This window comes from Bradyrhizobium sp. Cp5.3 (assembly GCF_000426265.1).
Classification (GTDB): domain Bacteria; phylum Pseudomonadota; class Alphaproteobacteria; order Rhizobiales; family Xanthobacteraceae; genus Bradyrhizobium; species Bradyrhizobium neotropicale.
In genome coordinates, this window is sequence record NZ_AUFA01000057.1 from 1 (window position 1) to 20,231 (window position 20,231).

Genomic DNA, 20,231 nt, shown 5'->3' on the forward strand with positions numbered 1-20,231 from the left:
CGCCGTGGAAGCCGATCCGTCCCCGCGTTCGGCCCCAACGGTGCGCCCGCCGCGCCGCATCGCGACCGTGGCGCGGCCCGCAGGCCGCCGTGACATCCGCCTCCATCATCGTGCCGAGCGCCTCGATCCCCGCCGCAAGGCAGAACCGATCAAAGCTCGCCCGCACTTCTGCAAACGCTTCGTCCACAGCCCCAGTCGCCGGCGAACCAGCCGGTGTGATATCTCTCGTCATGGCGTTGCTCTCCTTTGTGGAATCAGCACCCCGAGCCTACCGGCTCAAGGTGGGCAACGCCGACCTCTTCAGAAATTCAACAGAACCCGGGACATCCCCGCACGATTATCGGATATCAGCTTTTGCTCAAGCCTTTCCAGCTCATGCTCAAGCCGCACCCGCTCGATATCCAGATCGGCCAGCCGCCGCCGGATGCGTGCAATTTCTTCTGAGGCGTCATCCTTATCCGCCAAATCGCAGCTCTAGCTCCGGGCTCCATGCCACCGATCAACATAGACCAAAAGCGGCTCGGGCTTAAGGCGGGACAATACGTGCCGCCGCTGTTCAACGATTGGAATTATGCGGAGCAAAAACTGCCAAAATCGGCGGAAAAACAGACCTTACAGGCCAATGCTCCGCATAATCCCGCTCTCCGCATAATCGATGTTATGTGGTGCACCACATAAGGCTGAGTTCGGCGCCGCGTGGAAGAAGAAGTCCCAGGAGCAGAACCGCGACTATCTCTCGGTCAAGCTCGACGACCCGAGCTTCGCGGCGCCGATCTACGCGACGCTGGTCGAGATCGAAGGCGAGGAAGGCCACTCGCTCATCTGGTCTCGCCCGAGCCGCGACTGAAACCCTGCGCAAGAAGGCCTCGCCGCGAGGCGAGGCCTTCGCCTGTCAAAAGGCAGAGACAACGATGGGTAAGAACTTGAACGCGCGCATGTCGGCCACCGCTCGCGCGCGGTGCGATCTGTATCGGCCGCCCCGAGGTCTCCTAGAGGATTCCCCAAGCCCGATACCGCCCTCGCCCGGTGGCCTCGCGCAGGCCGAGCTCGATAACCAGGCTTAATGCCGCCCGTGACGTGATTCCCAATTCCTGAGCGATCATGCCGGCAGAGACGACCGGGCGGGTCAACACGTAGTCGACGAGCGCCGGCAGTTTGGAAGTCGATCGGCGACCGGTTAGTTTCCGAAGGAGGAGAGTGCGCTGGTTGAGCCAGCGATCGTGCGCCTTCAACCCGGCCTCGGCTGCAGCCGTGATCGCATCTAGCTCCGCTACAAGCCGCGTCGCGGTGTCGCGCGACCGGCGCCGCTCGCGCGGGATGGTTTTCAGCCCGTCGTGCAGGCAGCCGAGGTGGGAGCGCGTTTTGCCACGTTGACGCAACAGCGCCGCCGCCAACAACTGGCCCAGCCATGGCCTGTGCTGTAGCGGTTCGATGCTGCGCCATGCGTCGGCCGCGATGGCCGCTGCGAGCGTCGGCGGCAAGTTGCGGGCCTCATCGAGGCTGGCGCGCCAGGTGGCGAGGCGGTCGTCCTCGTCCCAATCGATGTCGTAGACCAGCGGATCGCGATCGGTCGCGTGACGGAACTGACTCGGGCTATCGCTGGCGAGGGCGCGATCGGTCTTGGCCATCGCGGCATCGACGGCAGCGAGCGCCTCAGACAGCCCATCGTCATTTGCGGTTGGTGCGAGCGCTGCCTCCAACACATCGCCGGCCTCCCTCGCATCGCAATCCCCTGCTCCACCCTCTTCGCGCTCGCCCCCTACCTCATCCAGGTCGCCCGTCCCGTCCAGGCCGCGCAAGGCGGCAAGGCCCGCCGGTGACAACGCCCAGTTGGGCTTTTCCCGGACGATGCGACGGCGGGCGCGCAGTACGGCGCGTGCCCGAGTCAGCTCATGGGTCGGTGCGCGGATATCCATGCCGGCGTCATGGAGAACCAGATCTTCGAGGTGGACGAGTTCGCCCTCCAGCCATAGACTGGCGCAGGCATCGGTGAAGTGGTTTCGGCTGATCCATCCATCCCGAATTGGGCTCTTCGCGAGGCGCTCGTCGAGCCGGGCAAGCGCGTCCTCGGCGGTCGCAAGGGGGCCGGCGAGCTGGGTCCAGGGCAGTGGATCGGGGATTTTGCAGCTGAACGGCAAGGTCCTGATAACCTTAATGGAGGCCGACGAAACAGAAGCTAACACGGCTTTAGATTCCGTCATAGCGACGCTGGTTCCGAATCCTCAGGATCTGATTTCCGCTCGTAAGATTAAAGAGTTCTGAGGTCGCCGCGGTCGGCGTCACAAACCGCCGAGGAGATGCGCCGCTGGTCAGTTCCCCTGCCCTCTTCCGGACCCCCCCTTCGGCCAACGTCCGCGCTCAGATGTCCTCGTCGGTAAGGCCGATTTCCGAATGGCCGCGCGGTCACGGCTGGCTTCCGCGGCGTCGCTCGGTGGCTTCGCTGCGAATCAGCGTTCATTATTTTTGCCACGCGGAGGCTCGCTTCGATAGTAACGCTTGTCAGGCGGCCTCGATATCGGTCTGCGGAAAATCGGCGCCCTTGAACATCAACGGTTCGCCAAGATATCGGGCGCAGGCGTAGGCGAAGCAGTCCCCGAAATTGAGCCGCGCCGGGTGTCGGCCCTTGCCAAAGCGGTCGAAGGCGTCGAGCGCGATGCGGGCTGTTTCAGGCACAACGTTCACCACTTTTATTTCTATCAACGCGAGATAGCTCTCGACCGCTTCGGCCGCCACTGCGACAGGTAGATCGAGCAGGCGGGCGACGGCAATCGCCGCCTCCCACACGGCTAGCGGCGAGGTCAGCCGGGTTGTGCTTTGCTGTACACGCGCCAGCAACTCGCGCGCCTCGTCTTCGTCGGTCAGCATCGCGGTGAGGGCCGAAGCGTCGATGAACATCAGGAATCCTCGTACAGGCTGTCGCGGAACGCTTTGTCAGCAGGCCTACCGCTCTGCGGATTGCCCTTTGCCCTCAAGTCGCGACAAAACTGGACGCCCAGATCGACCATCGACGGCTTCCCCTGCTCGCGCTCGAGTTCATGGGCGAGCGCCGCATGCACGGCCTCGGTCAGTCCGATTTTCTTCAGCGCCGCGACCTTCCGGGCCAGGGCGTCCGTCTCCGGATTCTTGATATGGAAGGCCATCAGGCGCTCCTCTAGCTCATACCGTGTATCCTTATATAACATCTCGGATACACCACGTGAAAGCAGGGAGGCAAATCTAGGAGAGAAGGTCGTAAGGACGCGCAGGAGGCCGCAAGTCCCTTATGGTTAGCATTCTATGAATCGTATGCCTCCGGTCTTCCGGTTCTGTATCCCTTCAAGACCACGGGCATGTCCCGGACTCCAGGCGAGGACAATCTCGGCCGGCCCTCGCCTCCGGGGTGTGAATTCATCGGCCGCGTCGGCGCGGCTGATGCGATGCCGAACTTGCCTCAACTGGACAGACGTTGGCGACTTGGATCCAAATGACCGGAGGGCACAGATTGTTGTCAGCTGACAGCAATGCTTTAGCGGCTGCTTGGTAGCTGGCACCGCGTAGTCGGCTTTCCCTGCCCGATCGACCCCATATGATGTTCACGCAACTTCGTGAAATTGGATGGTTGGTCGGCCCTATGGCCCGTAAATGGAGCGCCGTTCCGACGCCGGACGCTGCGGATCAACTTCCTTGCGGATCGGTTCGAGACAGCGCCACGAGCTCAGTCCGCTCCTCGGCTGATTCCTTCTCCCCCACGATGCGCGGTCGCGGCTCGATCCCGATGCCCACTGGATCGTCTAGGGTCCGGCTTTCGCCTGCCGACACCACCCTCCCCTTGGAGTGGGCGTTGTCAGCTGACAACAATCCGTGAATCCGTCGGGCCTTCCGATGGACGAGCCCTGCGATCGAAGCGCCTTGCCTAGGAAGGAATCTGATGTTGGCGCCAACATGCCATCGTACTCGGTCGATTGCTCGACCCTAATCTCCGGCCGGTTGATGACCTGTCGCCGTGTGGCGCTCGCCTTGCCTCGGACGAGCAGCGACCAGCGCAGTGCTGCGGTATCGTGTCGATCGACACCGCGACAACCTAGCGTCCTGCCGAACCGGCCAAGCCAAACTCCCTCAACGTCCTACCGCTCACCATTCTTCTAGGGTGCGTCGACGGGACGGGGAGGGCGCTTCTCGCGGCGGCGTCCCCCCCCCCCCGGCATCGGGCTGAGCAGGTGAGCGAGCACACCGTACATTACGAGGGGCGCGATTCTCCGGCGCAACGACGCGCTGAAGCAGGGGATAGAGGCACTCGCACGGCATGGATCGACCCCTCGCCAAGCGCCGGTGGGGGCCGACGCGACACCAAAAGCGAGGGTATTGCAGCGCATCGACCGAGGCGCCGGCGCATCCGCACAGTAGCAACACCGATCGGAGCAGAGGTGGCATGGTACGGAATGACACTTGGGGGACCCCGGCAGCCCGGCCGAATCATGCTATGGTAGAGCCTCGTTCCGCCGCTGGGGCCGCCGTTGTCAGCTGACAACAGCCAGGCGATACGCCCGAAATGCCGGTGCTCGCTGTTGGGCACGCCCCCGGCCGTTAAGAACTCGTTAACCCTTTATTTCTTGCTCAAATCATAGAATCGTGGCCATCTCTCAAGACGGAGATTAGGCGTCTGACGCGCAGAAACCGTCTTGAGAAGGTAGATGACGAGCTTAGCGGAAGATTCGGTGACGATGAGCGAGACTGCGTCTGCGCGGATCTCTCGGCATGCCGGCATTCTGTCCGGTCAGCTGCGATCGCTCGCGACGACGCTTTTCCCGCCTTCAGCGAGCAAATCGCTCCGGTCATTCACCTCGGGGGAGGTTGCGCGAATTGCGGGCGTATCCGATGGGTACCTTCGACAACTTTCTCTCGACGGACTCGGGCCGAGCCCGACGACGGGGATCGGGGGGCGACGATCCTATACTTTGGCTCAGATTCATGAGTTGCGCGGGTATCTAGCCAACGCGCGGCCGCGCGAAGCATTGGAATTTCTCCCGCGCCGGCGCCCAGGCGACAAGCTCCAAATCATCACCGTCGCGAACTTCAAAGGTGGCTCTGCCAAGACGACGACAGCATTGTATCTGTCGCAATACCTCGCGCTTGCCGGCTTTCGGGTCTTGGCGATTGACCTCGATCCCCAAGCTTCGCTGTCGGCAATGTTCGGGTACCAACCCGAGTTTGACATTGGGGCGAACGAAACGCTCTACGGCGCTATACGATATGACGAGCACCGGCGGCCAATGCGCGATGTCGTTCGGCCGACCTATTTTGACGGAATAGGTCTCGTGCCAGGCAATCTCGAGCTGATGGAGTTCGAGCACACCACGCCTCGAGCCATGGTCGAGCGTCGTGAACGCGGGCACGATCTATTCTTTCGCCGCGTCGCCAGCGCCATCGACCAGATCGCCGACGACTATGACGTCGTCGTCATCGACTGCCCACCCCAACTTGGTTACTTGACCATGGGTGCGCTAAACGCGGCGACCGCGATGCTCGTGACAATCCATCCTCAGATGGTCGATGTCGCATCAATGAGCCAATTTCTCCTCATGACGTCGGACCTCATGTCCGTCATCGAGGAAGCTGGCGGACGACTCGATCACGATTTCATCCGGTACGTCATCACGCGTCACGATCCCAATGACGTGCCCGAAGCTCAGATCGTGGCTCTCCTCCGGACCCTTTTTGGATCGGATGTGCTCCAAGCCACGGTGTGGAAATCGACTGCAATCGCCAATGCAGGTCTCACCAAGCAATCACTGTACGAGCTGGAGCGCGGCGCTGTAGGGCGGGGCGCCTACGACCGCGCATTGGAATCGGTCGACGCGGTCAATGCCGAAATCGCGCAACTTCTTAAGAAGGTGTGGGGTCGATGAGCAAACGTACTGACACCATCAAGAGCCTTTTCACCGCCCCTCAGCCACCCGCGTTGTCAGCTGACAACATGCCCGCTGCCCTGCCGCGGGTCTCCTCGGGCTCAGTCCGCTCGTTGAAAGACACTTTTTCCGGAGTCGAGAAAGAGAACGAGGAGCTGCGCGACAAGATCGCATCCGGGGCGATGATCCTTGAAATCGACCCCTCCCTTATCGATCCGTCGCCGCTGGCGGATCGCTTTCGCGACCAGGACGATAGCTCGTTTCAGGCACTTAAGCAGTCGATCTCACAACGCGGCCAAGAAGTGCCCGTTCTCGTTCGCGAGCATCCTGAAGTAAAAGGGCGCTACCAGAGTGCCTATGGTCATCGCCGCGTCCGCGCTACGCGGGAATTGGGGATTCCCGTCAAAGCGATCGTGCGATCACTATCGGATGAAGCGCTTGTCGTGGCGCAAGGGCTCGAGAACGCACCGCGCGAAGATCTGAGTTTCATTGAGCGCGCCACCTTCGCGATGCACATCGAAGATGCCGGGCACAGTCGGTCAATCGTACAAGATGCGCTGTCGATCGATCGAGCCGAGGCCTCGAAACTTCTTGCCGTTGCTCGATCGGTCCCAGCTGAAGTCATTCAAGCAATCGGGAAGGCTCCAAAAGTAGGCCGCGGCCGCTGGCAGTCATTCGCTGAATTGATCAAGGATGACGCGGCGCTCAAACGTGTCAGAACGGCGATCGCTGAACCGAAATTTGCAGAACGAGAAACCGACGCCCGGTTTCTTGCAGCATTCACGGCGGCAAGCCGTTCATCTTCCGCGGGGACATCGAAGCCATCGGAAGAGAAGCCCGTCTTCTCCGTATCCGGCGACAAGATTGCGCACGTACGTCAGGCCGAGCGCGAATTGAAGCTTACCCTCGACAAGAATGTCTCGGCGACATTCGCGGCATTTCTTGTCGACCAACTTCCGGCGCTGTTCGAGGCCTTTTCCAAGACGAGCAGTGGTCAGGAAACTACCGAGGCCTGACGGCCTCGTCCCGTAAACACGAACCAGGAGCAGACAAGGCAAAAGAAAAAGGCCCCCGAAACGGAGTTCCGGAAGCCCTTCTCTTCAAGTTTGGCGACTGACAGAGAATCACTTTCGCGAATCGCAGTCAAGAGTTTCTACGCGATTTTATCGTCGTTTCGGCGAGCAGGTTTTCTTTGCCCAGCTGAGGCAAAGACATGCAGTCACACTCTCCAACGACGCCCTTTGGGCGGCGATCGTTGACACTTGCCCATGTGGCAAGCCAGATGGTCGCAACCGAACGCCCTCCCGAAAAGATCGTCCACAAATGGAAGATCTTCCATGCCATCTGCACGGCACGGCCGCGCCTTGGCGTGTCGGAGCGCGCGCTGTCAGTGTTAAACGCGCTCCTGACCTTCCATCCTGAGACGGCGCTCACAGGAGAGGATGATCTGATCGTCTTCCCATCAAACAATCAGCTCAGTCGGCGGGCGCACGGCATGCCGGCATCGACGCTGCGGCGCCACCTCGCAGTGCTGGTCGACGCGGGACTGATCGTTCGACGCGATAGTCCAAATGGCAAGCGCTATGCGCGGAAGGACGATGTTGGCGAAATCGAGCTCGCCTTCGGCTTCGATCTGTCGCCGCTCGTCGTGCGCTCGGAAGAGTTCGAGAGCCTAGCGGCCGATATCGAAGCCGAAGCCCGCGCACTCAAGCTCGTGCGTGAGCGGATCACGCTGTGCCGGCGCGACATCGCGAAGATGATTGCAACCGGCATCGAGGAAGGCGTCCCGACGCGGAGGGCAGGGCAGGGGCCCGCCGATTGGCAGGAGGTGCATGCCGCTTTCCGCGCGATGGTTGTTCAGATTCCGCGCACCGCGACGCGCCAGGAGCTTGAGCCGATCGCCGACGAGCTGTCTCAACTTGCTGATGACGTCCTCAATCTGCTGGAAGCGCACATCAAATCTAAGAATTCGAGCGGCAATGAGTCCCATTCTGAGCGCCACATACAGAATTCAAATACCGATGCCCTAATTGAACTTGAACCTAGCCCCCGAGAAGGCAGGGCGGCGGGAGCTGAGCCTAAACCTCAACCATCGCGAGTCGCCGAGGGGGCGTATCCGTTGGGAATGGTCCTGAGTGCATGCCCGGACATCGTCGATTATGCGAAAGGTGGGATTTCGAACTGGCGAGATTTTCTCGCCACCGCGGCGGTCGTTCGATCAACGCTCGGGATCAGCCCCAGCGCCTGGGAGGAGGCGCAAACGGTCATGGGCGAGGTGCCCGCAGCCGTCGTCGTTGCGTGCATCCTGCAACGTGGCGCCGCGATCAATTCCGCCGGCGGTTATCTGCGCGGTCTGACGCGAAAAGCCGAGGCCGGCGAATTTTCGCTTGGCCCGATCCTGATGGCGCAAATCAATTCTCGGCGGCGAGACAAGCAGCGGGCGTGAGGCGATGAGGTGAAACTCCCAGACCTTGCCTTTTTCGTGTGATCGAAGGCGCTCGCTGATGCCGCTGCTGCATTGTGTCGACGCAAACCGTTCGGAGAAATAGTCATGGCGAAATGCCCTCCAATCATCCTCACGCCGTTCTTCCAGCTTCGCGATGAGGACGCCGTGGAGCAACGGATGTACGTGGCAGGGTTCGCCGACGAGGCGGGCGAGGCCTGGGGGACGCTGATTCCGCTGGATGCGAAAATGGTCGAGCAGGCTGTTCTGGGACATCAGACATTCACAGTCTGGTGCAACTCCGACGGCCGCATCCAACCGCAGCCGAACAGCGATGACCTGTATGAAGAGCTTCTGGAGAAGGGCCAATTGAAGGAGACACCCCTCGATGAACTCGTCGCCGAAGCCATCGAGCAGGGCAAGAATGAGCCGAATGATGACATCCTCGATATGTTCGAGACCCTGCATGACCGGCTCGTGCGGGCGCAAGGCATGGTCGCTGACGAGATCGCGCGGCGCCGGCGATGACTCCTCGCGCCGCGTTTGCGTCAGCGCGGTTCAGTGGTGTAGGGCGAGCTTGTACTAACGCGAGCACCGCGACCGCGGGTGGCCGAGATGGCACCCGGACCGCCAGGACGGTCGGTGAGTGCTCGTCCCGGTCGATGACGACACGGAAAACCGACGAACGGGCAGCGCTCGGACCAAGTCTTAAGCTTCGCCGGATCCGGAAAACAGCGTGGTCGGCGGCATCGCACGCGGGGGCGGGAGGGTCCGACCGCCCGGTGCTCCCGGTCTGCTCTTGAGATCGTATCGCTGGGCCAGGTCGAGTAGGCGCCGCTTGGTGAACGGGTCCGCGTTCTCGGCTAGATCGCGCGCCCGCTGCGCGAAGCTCCTGTAAAAGTCTTCCACGACGCCACCCCCGCAACATCACTGAAAACCGGATTTCAATGCTGGATGCGCTCCACGTCAAGCGGTCTGGTGCATACAGACAAGTTTCGGCGATCGACTTGTGCTCGCGGCGCACCGGGAACTAAGCTGGTCCCGGCAGGGAAAAACCATGACTCCGCTCTACCTTAGCCGGAAGCTGTGCCCGAAGTGCGGGAAGCCGATGACGGTTGTGCCCGACGACGTCGCGCCGGGCCGGCCACGCTACGTCTGCCTGGCCTGCGAAGACGACCCGCTGCGCGATCCCGCCGCCCGGAAATGGGCGGAAGGCCCGCTGCGGCCGCCGGCCAAGTAACGTTCGAACCGAAATCGAGCCCGGCAGCCGGATCGCTGTCGACTTTGATCGTGCTCACAACCCGCACCAATGCTGTGGCGTTGCAACCCGCACGCCAAGCTACGTTCCATCGCGCGTGCCGGCGGAATCGTCGACTCGGCGGCCGGCACGTGCAGTGACGCTAGCATCCGTTTCACGCCTCGCAGCGCATGTCGGTCGCATGGATGCGGAGGACCGGGTTGCATCCGCATGGCGAGAACGTCGGCGGCCTCGTTATCGATCTTGCGATGGCCACTTCGACAGGTGCGCCGACGTTGCTGACAGCGATAGTTTCCCTGGTAGGTGATGACCCGGCGCTTAGGTGGCCTGCTTATGGTGAACAACGTTTCGCTGCGACGCTCGTTGCCTTGAGATCCGAATGGCGCACAGGGCCGTCTGTCTTTCATTCCATGTGCTTTCGCGACGGGCGCACCCATCTGCGTCCTCGATAGAGGCTGGTCTGACCGAAGGCCGATCCCGCTTTGCGGGCTCTCGATCTTGTCCCTGCAACGTCCGTCCTCGACTTTCTTCCCCTGGCGCTGCGCGCCATTCCTCGCGGTCCAAGAAAGTCGCTGCCGGCCGCCCTCCATTTCATTTCGGCCCTCCGGGTGCAGGTCGATCGCCTCCGGTCTCACGACCGCCATCGAGGTCGCGATAGGCGCGGCCGAGAAAACCAAGGGAATGAGACAATGGCTACCATCGGCACCTTCACCTCCACGGGCAACGGCTTCTCCGGCGCGATCAAGACGCTCAACCTCAACGTCAAGGCCAAGCTGATCCGCGTCGAGAACCCTTCCGACAAGGGACCGCACTTCCGCATCTACTCGGGCAACGTCGAATTGGGTGCGGCCTGGCAGAAGACCGCCAAGGACACCGAGCGAGACTACCTCTCCGTCAAGCTGGACGATCCGAGCTTCCCCGCTCCGATCTACGCCACCCTGACCGAGGTCGAAGGTGCGGAAGGTCTCCAACTGATCTGGTCTCGTCCGAACCGGGACTGAAGCTCAGTCAGTGGGCTCCGCCGCAAGGCGGGGCCTGCTTCCCTTCGACCGGAGATGCGATCATGACCATCGACATCATTGAAGAATTGCGAGCCGAGCTGCGCGACTGCGTATTCACGTCGGCGGAGCGCAAGACGCTCGAGCTCGAGCTAGCCGAACTCATCCGCCAACGCGACGAAGCGCTTGCAGCCGGGGAGGGGGCATAAGCCCCCTCGTCTTGCGTCTTACGACGCACCGTCGTTAGGGGCCGCTCCTCCGTTCAGAACATCTACAGGGTCGGCTTCGCGGATAGCTCGATGCGGCGATGCTGAATCGAAGATCAGTGATCGCAGCGCTACTCTGCAAGGATTGGCAAGTTTTCCGGAGCGCTTACAGAATAGGGTTTTCCCCCCACGATTCCTTGGTCTGTCGCTGGGTCTAGAGCCTTTGCGCCCGAAGCACGTTCCCTTTTGAGTGCACAAAGGGCGCCCAATTCCGTGGCTATTGCGGGCTCAATCCAATCCTTACGAGGATCTGGCAACAACGGAGCGGACATAACTGCGAGAGCTATAAGTACGATAACAAAAACACGGTAGGCTGAAACTGTTCTCCAAATGCCGGTAATATCCGGGAGCAAAAGCAAAAAGCCGAGAACGCTTACGACCCAAGGTACGATTTCATCCAGTATATGAGAAACCCTCGAATTGGCCGAATTGAATAGGCGCCAATGCTTAAGGAAAGTGGGCTCCCGGCCAATAAGGCCAGCCTACGTGTGATACTGCGTTAATCGTTTGGGCGAGCCCCTCCGGGGACAGCTCTACTCGCGCCGCCGGGCGGCGCTCCCGGAGCCCGCAAGCGGTCTCCGCGCATTCGCGTGACGATCCTCTCGCGACGGTGTCGACAGCAGTGGTCCAGCAACGAGCACGGTCTCAGCCGCGCTTGCTGGAATTTGTTCCTTATGTTGGCGATGTACTGACCTGACTCTTCTGGCAGGGGATTCGCCGGGTGAATTTCGGGATCGTTCCGGTGATCGGATTCGCAATCCCTGTTGGTTCAAACCAACACCCCCACGAAACGATGGACGAGGACATGAACCCAGCGCCGCCAGGCCCATTCCGGATTTTGAGATGAAGACCATTGTCATCAACAATCAAAAGGGCGGGGTCGGCAAGACCACGCTTGCTGTGCATTTGGCTTGGTTCATGGCGGAAGCGAATCTCCGCGTTCTCATGATCGACGTGGATGCGCAGAGCAATGCGTCCGATACGTTGAGGCACTACGCCGGTTCAACGTTAGCCGCGGATTTGTTCAAGCCGGGGATACGGATCGTACCTCGAGAAGACGAAGGCCTAACGCTTGCACCGGCCGATAGCTCGCTGACTGATCTCGATCGCAGCACTGCCGCCGCCATAACCACACTACAAGAGAACCTCGCTATCGCGTCGGATCAATTCGATGCCTGCGTCATCGATACGCCGCCATCACTTGGACTGCGCAGTGTCGGCTGTTTGGTTGCGGCGTCGCATGTGCTGGCCCCCATCTATCTGGAGGACTATTCGATCAAGGGCGTCAAAGGTCTGATGCAGACCGTGATCGGCGTCCAGAGGCGTTATGGTTGCCAGGACACGAAGTTCCTCGGGTTGCTGCCTTCGAACTTCAATACGAAATCGCCTCGTCAAAGGACGCATCTTGAGCAATTGCTGCGCGAGGCCGGTAAATATGTGTTCCCCGGCCAGATCGTTGCAAGGGATGGCTACGCTGAGGCTGTTGCGGAACGCCTGCCGGTCTGGAAGCTCAAGCGCCGCTCTGCGCAGGAGGCTGGTCGCGAAATCCGTGATGTTCTCGCCAAGATCGTCGCGCAGATGAACGAGTCGGCACATGGCGCTTGATCTCAGCTTTAAGCAGCTCATCGACGCCGCGGAAGATGGTGTCGCCGCAACCGGGCAACCGACTTCCATCGCCATCAATCGCATTGACGAAGATCCAGGCCAGCCCCGTCGCAGCTTCGACGAACAGAAGCTCGATGAGCTCGCGGAATCGGTCCGTCAGCATGGCGTGCTGCAACCGATCGTGCTGCGGCAGGGAACCGTCGAAGGCCGGTACCTGATCGTCATGGGTGCGAGGCGATATCGCGCTGCTAAGCGCGCCGGTCTCCGTGACATCCCGGCTTTCGTTCATGCCGCTGGTTCTGCGGATCGCTATGTTCAGATGATTGAGAACATCCAGCGGGACGACCTCAATGCCCCCGAAATTGCGGCATTCGTCGCGGACCGCTTGGAGCAGGGCGATAACCAGGCTGACATCTCGCGCAAGCTCGGTAAGCCCAGGGACTGGGTGTCTCGCTACGCGTCGGTCCAAAGTATGCCGGAATTTCTCCGGTCGAAGCTTGCCGGCTCGTCAATCCGTGCTGTGTATGAACTCTACCAGGCTTGGCGTGAGCAGCCCAACGCCGTCGAGACCATATGTGCAGCACAGGAGAGCTTCACCGACGCCAACGCCCGGCAGCTGGCTCGCAAAATTCGTAGCGAAGTTGGCGGCTCCCATGCTGACTGCGAAGGTGCCGCTGGAGCTCAATCGGCACGAGGCCCGATCGCACCGCAACTAGCATTGCGACCCATAGAGAGAGGCCGTGTAACGGCGGCCGCGGAAAAGCGCTCTAACTCTTCGGTCCATCGAAATGAGGGAATGAGTTCATCAGTGACGATCAGAGTGCGCCACCAAGATCGCGCCGCCTGTCTGCTCGTCGATCGGCCCGCGTCCCAAGGCTCACGCCATGCCGTGCTATTGATCGATGGCGCAAAAGAAGCGGAAGAGGTGCCGGCATCGACCATCACGATCGAAGAGATCATTTTCGCATGAAGCCGGTCTTAGACTGTCTCCTTAGAAATACTGCCGCGTTTGGCGCGCCGGCGGAGCGGATTTCCCATCTGAAGGATGGCGCGTTAGCGCAGCAGCCGGAGGCCGAACGCGCCCCACACAGCGCCGTAGAGAGGCCGGAGGCTGCTGGAAAGCCGCGGTCCACATGCTCGGTGCCAGTGTTGCCGATCTCAACGCGCGACGTTCGTGGAGCAGAAGCACTTGAGGTGACGGCTGCGTCAGTCCCGAAGGAATTCTGTGCATCGATCGTCGCTTGGGTTGGATCTCACCTGCATCAAATGCCGAGCTTTGATTGCCGAGCCCGTTGGTTTGAACCAACATGGAGGGGATGGAGGGATTCGCGTTTTCTAGTGCAGGATAGGCTTCGCGCCAGCGATGTATTACATCGCGATTGGGATTGGAGTGCATGGCTCTGATCTCTCTTCGCGTCTCCGACGAAGTCGCGGCGGAGTTCTCGGCCTTTGCGGCGACCCAGGGCGGCAAATCCGCGCTGCTGCGGCGTCTCATTGCTGATGCACTAGCTAGGCCAGCGCCGCGCATCTTGGCGTTGCCTGTTGGGCGACCGGAGAAGGTGACGGTGCGATTTCGCGAGAGCGAGATGCGGCAGCTCGCGGAAGTTTCACATCAGCGTGGCATGACTCGAACCGGCTGGATTGTTGCCTTGGTTCGCTCGCGTTTGGGGTCGCCCGTACAGCATTCCCCGGGCGAGCATGACGCGCTCCGCGCGATCGTTCGCGAGCTCAACCGGATCGGCGGCAACATCAACCAGATTGCGCGTGCCGCAAACGCCAGTGTGCTGCAGGGCAGGGCTGTTGAGCCCGATCTGTCCGCAATTCAAGAGGCCAAATCGGTCATCGAAAGAGAACTCGCGCAATTGCGTAGTGCGCTGCACGGCAACACGGATTATTGGGATGGGCGGCGATGAGCCGGCGCTCGCCGCGGCCGACCGACCTGGCCTCCGAACTTCCGCCGATCTCGTATGTTTGGGAGACGCCCAATCGGCGACCACGGCGGGCCGAGTGGGATATCCCCGATCCGGCCGCTCCAAGTCGCCTTACGCCGGCGATGCGTACAAAACTCGAACGCATCGTTCGCCGAGCACCAGAGGTGATGGTCAAGATCACCGGTCGCACAAAGGACGTGGCGCATCTCAAGTCACACCTTGCATACATCACGCGAAATGGCGAGCTCGATGTGGAGACAGAGCAGGGCACGGCTTTGACGGGGCGTTCTGGATTGAAGGACCTGCAGCAACGATGGGAGGATGATGCTGCCCTCGACGCCAAGCGCCGCCGTGATGCATCGCTTTCGATCAACATCATTGTGTCGATGCCGGCCGGTACCGATGCCATCGCAGTCAAGGATTCGGCCCGAGCGTTTGCCATCGAGACGTTTGGCTACAATCACGACTACGTCTTCGTCCAGCACCTAGACAACAAGCATCCCCATGTGCACTTGACCGTTCGGTCCCGCGGACAGGACGGCAGGCGCCTCAATCCCCGCAAGGCGGATCTTCAGGCCTGGCGGGAGCGGTTTGCTGGCGAACTCCGGCTTCGAGGGATCGAGGCGGAGGCAACGCCGCGGCGAACCCGTGGACGAGTTCGAAAGGGCGATCGCGGGGCGGTGCTCGCTTTACGCAAGCGAAAGATCACGCCTGAGGTTGATAGGCTCGCCCGTAAGGAGGTGCTTTCGGAAGTGAGGGGCGGCAGGACTGCCAAACATCCTTGGAACGAACAGATTAAGTCACGCCAGGACGCTATCCGCCGGCGATATATCGACTATGCCGGCGAGCTAGAGCGGTCTGGAGTGGCAGAAGATCGCGTGCTGGCGCGACAGATACGGCAATTCGTCAAGGATATGCCCGCTTTCGAAACCCGCCGGCATGCGTTGAAGAACGAGCTTTCTGAGCTTGCCAATGCCCGGCGGCGCGGCGCGGAGCAGGGACGCGATGACAAGCGAGACGATGAGCGGACAAGATGATTGGATCGGCGTGATCAGATGCTCTACGAGCTAGATCGGATCTCCGGCAGCTATCGGAACGCCTCGAACACGTCCAGGGAAGCGTTGCTCCGGCGAGCAAGGACGGCTTTGTGGTTTTCGAAGCCTGCACGTCCGCGCGACCCGCGCGCATTCGGGGCGGCTCCGGCTGTTTCGGTAGTATCGGGAAAACGGGCGCCGCTCGGTGGCCGACGCTTGCCGCCCGCCGTGCCCCGTGGGACTCTGGGCGGATCGGACTACGCGCGGGCAACGGATCGATGACGGAAAGAAGAAGTCGGCGGGCAAACCCGGACGGAAATCGCCGCCGGGCACCAGAAGCCAATGCTGACCTCGATGGATCCTCAGATCATCAAGAGGATCAAGGCGGCCGCCTCGATGCGCGAGACGACCGCGTCGCTGGTGATGGAACAGGCCGCCGCCACGGAGTGGCTGGAGAAGCACCAGAACGAGAAGAAGTAGCGGCGCGGACGCAAGCGTTTCGTCAAGCCGAAATCAGATACAGGGTCGCGGTCAGGGTCTTTACCGAATGCACCAGCACGAACACCTGGTGGCTCTGCGTGAACGATTCCGCGATGCATTCGTGTCTGACGCCGTTCCGGTCCACGAGCACCATGTTGCGCTTTCCCGACGACTTCCTCTTGCCGAGCGGGATCAGTCGGCCGATCTCGTCCGCCGGCGTGTAGTACGGCGCATTCCACATGTCGTTGCCGAAGGTTTCGATGAAGGTCGGCGACTGCACGACGCGGCGAAGGTTCGCGCGGAAGCCGTCTCCCTCGACCAGCCCCGGCATGTCGAGCACCACGACGGCGCATGCGCGGTGGTTCTTGGAGACGTACTGCCGGATGGAGGCATAGATCGAGGCGTTGAACTGCTTGGCGAGACGCACCGGCGTCCACACCTCGAACGTCCTGCTCTCCGCCATGTCGCGAAAGGCATCGAGCTGAAACAGCACCTCGGACGCGAAGACGTTCGCTTCGCGGTCGAACAGGTCGGCCGCGTCGGGATCCAACGACTTGTCGCAGTCCTCCACGACCGCGTACAGCGGACGCTGCCACGGCAGGAATCCGTGGGCGGATTCGTGGAGGCGGACGAACCGCTTCTTCACCTCGATCAGGCTCTGATCGAGGTAGACCAGGCCGGCGCTCGCATGGAATAGACCCATGATCTTCGAGACGGCGCGCTTGAGCAGGCCGCCGGCCATCTCGGCACCCGCGCGAATCTTAGCCAGCAGCCCGGGCGATAGCAGGTCCTCATTGACCTCTTCGACGTTGGCTACCGACATGATCCGTTCGACGGGCGTCGGAAACACGCCGAGCGCGCCTGCTTCCCGCAGCGCGCGCTCGGCTTCCCTTCTGATGATGGCCAATTGGCCGGGCGTGAGAGTGCAGTCGTCCGGCCGTCGCATGATCACTTCCTCTTCGATCGGATGAAGTTGAGATAGTTCAACAGTTCCTTTTCCTCGTCCGAGGACAGATTATCGATCGAGTAGGTCGCGGCCTTTCCGTGCTTCTGACCTTCCGTCTTCTGACCGGAAGGGACGATGTACCCCGCGCGCTCCATGAGCGTTTCGTACGGGACGCCGAGCGACGTCGAGAGGGCGTACAGCACGTGGACGGACGGCTTCTTGATGGTCCCCGACTCCAGCTGCGAGAGGTATGCGTTCGACACCTCTTTGCCGGTGGCGCTTTCGACGTCCCGCAGCGTCATCTTGTGACCTAGCCGGACGCTCTTCAGATAGCGACCGAGGCTCTCCGCCGTGTTGGTGTCATCGAGTTCTTCATCTGCCATCGTTCCTCCGTTCCCGAGAGGCGGGGCCAATCCCCGCCTAACGGGATCATACGCTATTTGCTAAGTATTTCAAGCACGCTTGCCGTTTGCTTGACAAATTTAGCAGGCTCGTTCATATTAGCGCCACCATCAACGCCGGCGATGTCCGGAGAAAGGTACGCTAATGAGCATCCAAGAAACTGCTCCGGATCACCGCGCAGCGGGGCAGACGATCGAAGTCGCGGGAGAAAATCTTGAGTTTCGTCAGGTGGTTATCCATGATTCCACCCCGACGGGAGCCCAGATCAGCCGCGCTGCGGGCTTCACGCCGGCGCAGCAGGCGGTGGTTCTGCAGTTCCTGCCCGACGGCGGTCTCGAAGACATCGCCCCGAGCCAGATCGCCGACCTGAGCGCCGGCAATCAGTTCATCGTCGTCGAGACCGATCGGCTCTTCTTCCTGACGATCGACGGCGAGCGCTTCGAATGGCCGAGCCGGATGATCTCCGGGGCCGTCGTCCGCAAGCTCGGAAAGGTGCCGCCGGAGGACGAGTTGCTGCTGACCCGTGTCGACGAGCCCGATCGCGTGATCGCGCCCCGCGATCTCGTGGACCTCGGCAAGGGCGGCATCGAATCCTTCGTCAGCCGCAAGCCGAGCTGGAAGCTGAACGTCCAGGGTGTCGTCCTCACGCTTCACCAGCCGACCATCGTCGTGAAGCAGGCGCTGCTCGACGCCGGTTTCGACCCGACGAAGGGCTGGCAGATCTTCCTGATCGTGAAGGGCGAGCCGAAGCGCGCCGTCGGTCTCGACTACACGGTCGATCTGCGCACTCCGGGAATCGAAAAGCTCCGACTCACGCCGACCGGGGTCCACAACGGGGAGGCCGCGGCAAAACCGCGGCGCCACTTCGACCTTCTCGAGGTCGACGAGAAGCACCTCGATTCGCTCGGGGTGTTCTGGGAGACCGTCATCGACGGCACCAGCCGCTGGCTCCTGATCCACAACTACCAGGTCCCGCCCGGCTATGCGCCGCGGATGGTGATGCTGGCGTTCTTGATCCCGCCGACCTATCCGACGGCGCAGATCGACATGTTCTACACCAGCCCGAAGTTGAACCTGACCTCGGGCCGACCGATCGACCGCACCCAGGTCGCCGCGACGATCTTCGGAACGCCCTTCAACGGCTGGTCGCGCCACCGCGGTCCCCCGGCCCCCTGGAATCCCGCGACCGACAACGTCATCACGCATCTGGCGCTGGTGGAGTCGGCGATCGCCAAGGAGGTCGGCCAATGATCTCGCCGGCGCTGACGCTCTCCGGAGTCCACTACGACAGTCTCGGCAAGCATCTGTTTCCGGGAGACGGCAAGGAGGCGGCCGCGATCCTGGTCTGCACCCGCACGCCGGGCCCGCGACTCCGTCTGCTGGTCAAGGACCTGATCCTGGTCCCGCACGGCGAATGCCGGACGCGGCGACCCGACGAGATCGATTGGCCCGGTGTGTATCTCGAGAAGGCCATCGACGTCGCCGAGCCGTTCGGATCGGCGATCGTGCTGATCCATTCACACCCTGGAGGCCTGTTCGCCTTCTCGGCGGCCGACGACGCGAGCGACGCCGTCGTCATGCCCTGTCTCTTCGAGGCATGCGGGGACATCCACGGCAACGCCGTCATGACCCCGGACGGCGCCATTCGCGTGAGGCTGTACGACCGCTCTCTGGCGGTCACGCCGGCGCAGCTCGTCAACGTCGTCGGACATGATCTTCTGTATTTCTGGGAGGATCAGGCCAGCGATCCGCGGCGCGCCAGGAGGCCGATGGCCTTCACCTCCGGCATGACCGCCGAGCTCGCCAGGCTCTGCGCCACCTTCATCGGCGTGTCGGGAACGGGTTCGATCACCGCCGAGCAGGCGGCGAGACTGGGGTTCGGCCGCAACCAGTACATCGAGTTCGACAAGGTCGAGGCCAAGAACCTGAACAGAATCCTTAATGCCACGCTCGACGACGCGAAGACCGGGCGTCTGAAGGCCGAGATGCTCGCGGCCGCCGTCGTCACCTATCGCGGGCCCGGCGTGGCGTTTCCGATTCCGCGCGAGATCGGCACGCGCGATGCCGTCATCGCCGCCAGTCAGGGCGATGTGCTGTACTGTTGCGTCGACACGCTCGAAGCCCGCCAGTTTGCCGACCTCATCAGCAGCGCCTTCCTGATCCCGCTGTTCGACGTCGGCGTCACGATCCCGACGAGAAAGACGCGCGATGGCGGCGTCGCGATCGCGGACGTCTGCGGACGCATCGACTACGTGCAGCCCGGGCGCTCGACGCTGCAGGATCGCGGCGTCTATTCACCCGAGACGCTGCGGGCCGAATACCTCGCCAAGGCGGATCCGGACGCACACCGCGCGGAGGTTGAGGCCGGCTACATCAAGGGGCTCGCGGAGGAGGCTCCGTCGGTGATCACCTTGAACATGCGGGCGTCGGCCGCCTGCATGAACGAGTTCGTGGCGCGGGCCTATCCCTTCCGTCTCGATCCGAACGAGAACTACGCCCGCACCATGTTCAGCCTGGCGGCGTGCGACGAGGACTTCTTCGCGGAATCGACGTTCGCGGCCGCACCGAATCCTGCGTTGGCACGCGGCGATCAGGAGCCGCTCCTCGGGCTGCCGCTCCTGGGGCGGCGTCGGAAGGAGGCCGCGTGATGATTCCGAGGTGGCTCAGACGCGCCTTCGATCGATACGGGCCGAGGCGCGGTCTGCAGATCGTCGAGGGCGACAGTCTCCCGGCGCGCCTGCCTCGTCGCGATCTGGTCCTGGCGCGCGAAGGCGACGAGAACTGGTGCGTCGGAATGCGATGCCCCTGCGGTTGCGGCCAAAGCATCGAGCTTCTCCTCGTCAAGGAGGCGAAACCGCGATGGGATCTCTTGGTCGACTCGTCGAAGCGTCCGAGTCTGAAACCTTCCGTCTGGCTTCAGACCGGCTGCCGATCGCACTTCTGGCTCCGGCACGGCCGCGTGGAGTGGTGCGATTGAGCACGT

General features: G+C 61.9%; 22 protein-coding genes and 2 pseudogenes. 16 read left to right on the plus strand and 8 right to left on the minus strand.

The window, feature by feature from the left end; all coding sequences use genetic code 11:
• Both K289_RS46535 and K289_RS51035 read right to left on the minus strand, forming a co-directional pair.
• Window positions 1-232, minus strand: a pseudogene (locus K289_RS46535) (IS256 family transposase); the annotation flags it as partial.
• A 68-nt stretch (window positions 233-300) separates the two neighbouring features.
• Window positions 301-465 carry a hypothetical protein gene (locus K289_RS51035; protein WP_156918386.1) on the minus strand — a complete coding sequence of 55 codons (165 nt, stop codon included), beginning with the start codon at window positions 463-465 and terminating at the stop codon, window positions 301-303.
• A 217-nt stretch (window positions 466-682) separates the two neighbouring features.
• Here K289_RS51035 and K289_RS46540 point away from each other — a divergent pair.
• Window positions 683-847 (plus strand): annotated as a pseudogene (locus K289_RS46540) (DUF736 domain-containing protein); the annotation flags it as partial.
• Window positions 848-989: 142 nt separating this feature from the next.
• Here K289_RS46540 and K289_RS0136850 read toward each other — a convergent pair.
• The 3 genes from K289_RS0136850 to K289_RS0136860 all read right to left on the minus strand — a co-directional run bounded on the left by K289_RS0136850 (window position 990) and on the right by K289_RS0136860 (window position 3,140).
• Window positions 990-2,201 (minus strand): RHE_PE00001 family protein, encoded by a 1,212-nt coding sequence (locus tag K289_RS0136850; RefSeq protein ID WP_198024846.1) that lies wholly within the window; start codon window positions 2,199-2,201, stop codon window positions 990-992.
• 298 nt (window positions 2,202-2,499) lie between these two features.
• Window positions 2,500-2,895, minus strand: a complete 396-nt coding sequence (locus K289_RS0136855; protein ID WP_027555997.1) for a type II toxin-antitoxin system VapC family toxin — start codon at window positions 2,893-2,895, stop codon at window positions 2,500-2,502.
• The gene (locus K289_RS0136860; protein ID WP_027555998.1) at window positions 2,895-3,140 is read right to left on the minus strand and encodes a type II toxin-antitoxin system VapB family antitoxin; all 246 of its coding nucleotides are present in this window, start codon (window positions 3,138-3,140) and stop codon (window positions 2,895-2,897) included. Before K289_RS0136860 ends, K289_RS0136855 begins: the two co-directional genes overlap by 1 nt.
• Before the next feature lie 1,530 nt (window positions 3,141-4,670).
• On the opposite strand from K289_RS0136860, the gene repA reads away from it, so the two are divergent.
• The 4 genes from repA to K289_RS0136880 all read left to right on the plus strand — a co-directional run bounded on the left by repA (window position 4,671) and on the right by K289_RS0136880 (window position 8,856).
• A complete protein-coding gene (gene repA / locus K289_RS0136865; RefSeq protein ID WP_027555999.1) occupies window positions 4,671-5,885 on the plus strand; it encodes a plasmid partitioning protein RepA in 1,215 nt (404 codons plus the stop codon).
• Entirely contained in the window at window positions 5,882-6,901 is a 1,020-nt protein-coding gene (repB, locus tag K289_RS0136870) for a plasmid partitioning protein RepB (protein WP_027556000.1), read from the plus strand. The genes repA and repB overlap by 4 nt, the downstream gene beginning before the upstream one ends.
• A 197-nt stretch (window positions 6,902-7,098) precedes the next feature.
• Complete coding sequence (gene repC, locus K289_RS0136875; protein ID WP_027556001.1) at window positions 7,099-8,331, plus strand: plasmid replication protein RepC; 1,233 nt, start codon at window positions 7,099-7,101, stop codon at window positions 8,329-8,331.
• A gap of 165 nt (window positions 8,332-8,496) precedes the next feature.
• Window positions 8,497-8,856 carry a hypothetical protein gene (locus K289_RS0136880; RefSeq protein ID WP_245284102.1) on the plus strand — a complete coding sequence of 120 codons (360 nt, stop codon included), beginning with the start codon at window positions 8,497-8,499 and terminating at the stop codon, window positions 8,854-8,856.
• Window positions 8,857-9,036: 180 nt separating this feature from the next.
• Here K289_RS0136880 and K289_RS52595 read toward each other — a convergent pair whose 3' ends face one another.
• On the minus strand, window positions 9,037-9,237 hold the full coding sequence (locus K289_RS52595; protein WP_035687306.1) for a hypothetical protein: 201 nt from the start codon (window positions 9,235-9,237) through the stop codon (window positions 9,037-9,039).
• 148 nt (window positions 9,238-9,385) lie between these two features.
• Between K289_RS52595 and K289_RS0136885 the strand changes: the two genes are divergently transcribed.
• The 8 genes from K289_RS0136885 (at window position 9,386) to K289_RS51905 (ending at window position 15,900) form a co-directional block, all read left to right on the plus strand.
• Window positions 9,386-9,568: a zinc ribbon domain-containing protein gene (locus K289_RS0136885; protein ID WP_027556003.1), complete on the plus strand. Its 183-nt coding sequence runs from the start codon at window positions 9,386-9,388 to the stop codon at window positions 9,566-9,568.
• 707 nt (window positions 9,569-10,275) lie between these two features.
• Window positions 10,276-10,587: a DUF736 domain-containing protein gene (locus tag K289_RS0136890; protein ID WP_018273795.1), complete on the plus strand. Its 312-nt coding sequence runs from the start codon at window positions 10,276-10,278 to the stop codon at window positions 10,585-10,587.
• A 62-nt stretch (window positions 10,588-10,649) separates the two neighbouring features.
• Entirely contained in the window at window positions 10,650-10,793 is a 144-nt protein-coding gene (locus K289_RS51900) for a hypothetical protein (protein WP_198024847.1), read from the plus strand.
• A 900-nt stretch (window positions 10,794-11,693) separates the two neighbouring features.
• Entirely contained in the window at window positions 11,694-12,455 is a 762-nt protein-coding gene (locus K289_RS0136900; RefSeq protein ID WP_027556004.1) for a ParA family protein, read from the plus strand.
• Window positions 12,445-13,425 carry a ParB/RepB/Spo0J family partition protein gene (locus K289_RS0136905; RefSeq protein ID WP_027556005.1) on the plus strand — a complete coding sequence of 327 codons (981 nt, stop codon included), beginning with the start codon at window positions 12,445-12,447 and terminating at the stop codon, window positions 13,423-13,425. The genes K289_RS0136900 and K289_RS0136905 overlap by 11 nt, the downstream gene beginning before the upstream one ends.
• Window positions 13,426-13,849: 424 nt before the next feature.
• On the plus strand, window positions 13,850-14,368 hold the full coding sequence (locus tag K289_RS0136910) for a MobC family plasmid mobilization relaxosome protein (RefSeq protein ID WP_027556006.1): 519 nt from the start codon (window positions 13,850-13,852) through the stop codon (window positions 14,366-14,368).
• Complete coding sequence (locus K289_RS0136915) at window positions 14,365-15,423, plus strand: relaxase/mobilization nuclease domain-containing protein (protein WP_027556007.1); 1,059 nt, start codon at window positions 14,365-14,367, stop codon at window positions 15,421-15,423. The genes K289_RS0136910 and K289_RS0136915 overlap by 4 nt, the downstream gene beginning before the upstream one ends.
• 339 nt (window positions 15,424-15,762) lie before the next feature.
• Window positions 15,763-15,900 carry a hypothetical protein gene (locus K289_RS51905; RefSeq protein ID WP_198024848.1) on the plus strand — a complete coding sequence of 46 codons (138 nt, stop codon included), beginning with the start codon at window positions 15,763-15,765 and terminating at the stop codon, window positions 15,898-15,900.
• A gap of 22 nt (window positions 15,901-15,922) precedes the next feature.
• On the opposite strand, the gene K289_RS0136925 is transcribed toward K289_RS51905, so the two are convergent.
• Window positions 15,923-16,846 carry an ImmA/IrrE family metallo-endopeptidase gene (locus K289_RS0136925; RefSeq protein ID WP_035687309.1) on the minus strand — a complete coding sequence of 308 codons (924 nt, stop codon included), beginning with the start codon at window positions 16,844-16,846 and terminating at the stop codon, window positions 15,923-15,925.
• 2 nt (window positions 16,847-16,848) lie between these two features.
• A complete protein-coding gene (locus K289_RS46550) occupies window positions 16,849-17,229 on the minus strand; it encodes a helix-turn-helix domain-containing protein (RefSeq protein ID WP_035687312.1) in 381 nt (126 codons plus the stop codon).
• Between the two features lie 163 nt (window positions 17,230-17,392).
• On the opposite strand from K289_RS46550, the gene K289_RS0136935 reads away from it, so the two are divergent.
• From K289_RS0136935 to K289_RS53225, 3 genes are all read left to right on the plus strand, one after another.
• Window positions 17,393-18,499 carry a multiubiquitin domain-containing protein gene (locus tag K289_RS0136935; RefSeq protein ID WP_027556010.1) on the plus strand — a complete coding sequence of 369 codons (1,107 nt, stop codon included), beginning with the start codon at window positions 17,393-17,395 and terminating at the stop codon, window positions 18,497-18,499.
• Window positions 18,496-19,896: a ThiF family adenylyltransferase gene (locus K289_RS0136940; protein WP_027556011.1), complete on the plus strand. Its 1,401-nt coding sequence runs from the start codon at window positions 18,496-18,498 to the stop codon at window positions 19,894-19,896. The genes K289_RS0136935 and K289_RS0136940 overlap by 4 nt, the downstream gene beginning before the upstream one ends.
• A 146-nt stretch (window positions 19,897-20,042) precedes the next feature.
• Entirely contained in the window at window positions 20,043-20,225 is a 183-nt protein-coding gene (locus K289_RS53225) for a DUF6527 family protein (protein ID WP_245284103.1), read from the plus strand.
• Window positions 20,226-20,231 lie beyond the last annotated feature (6 nt).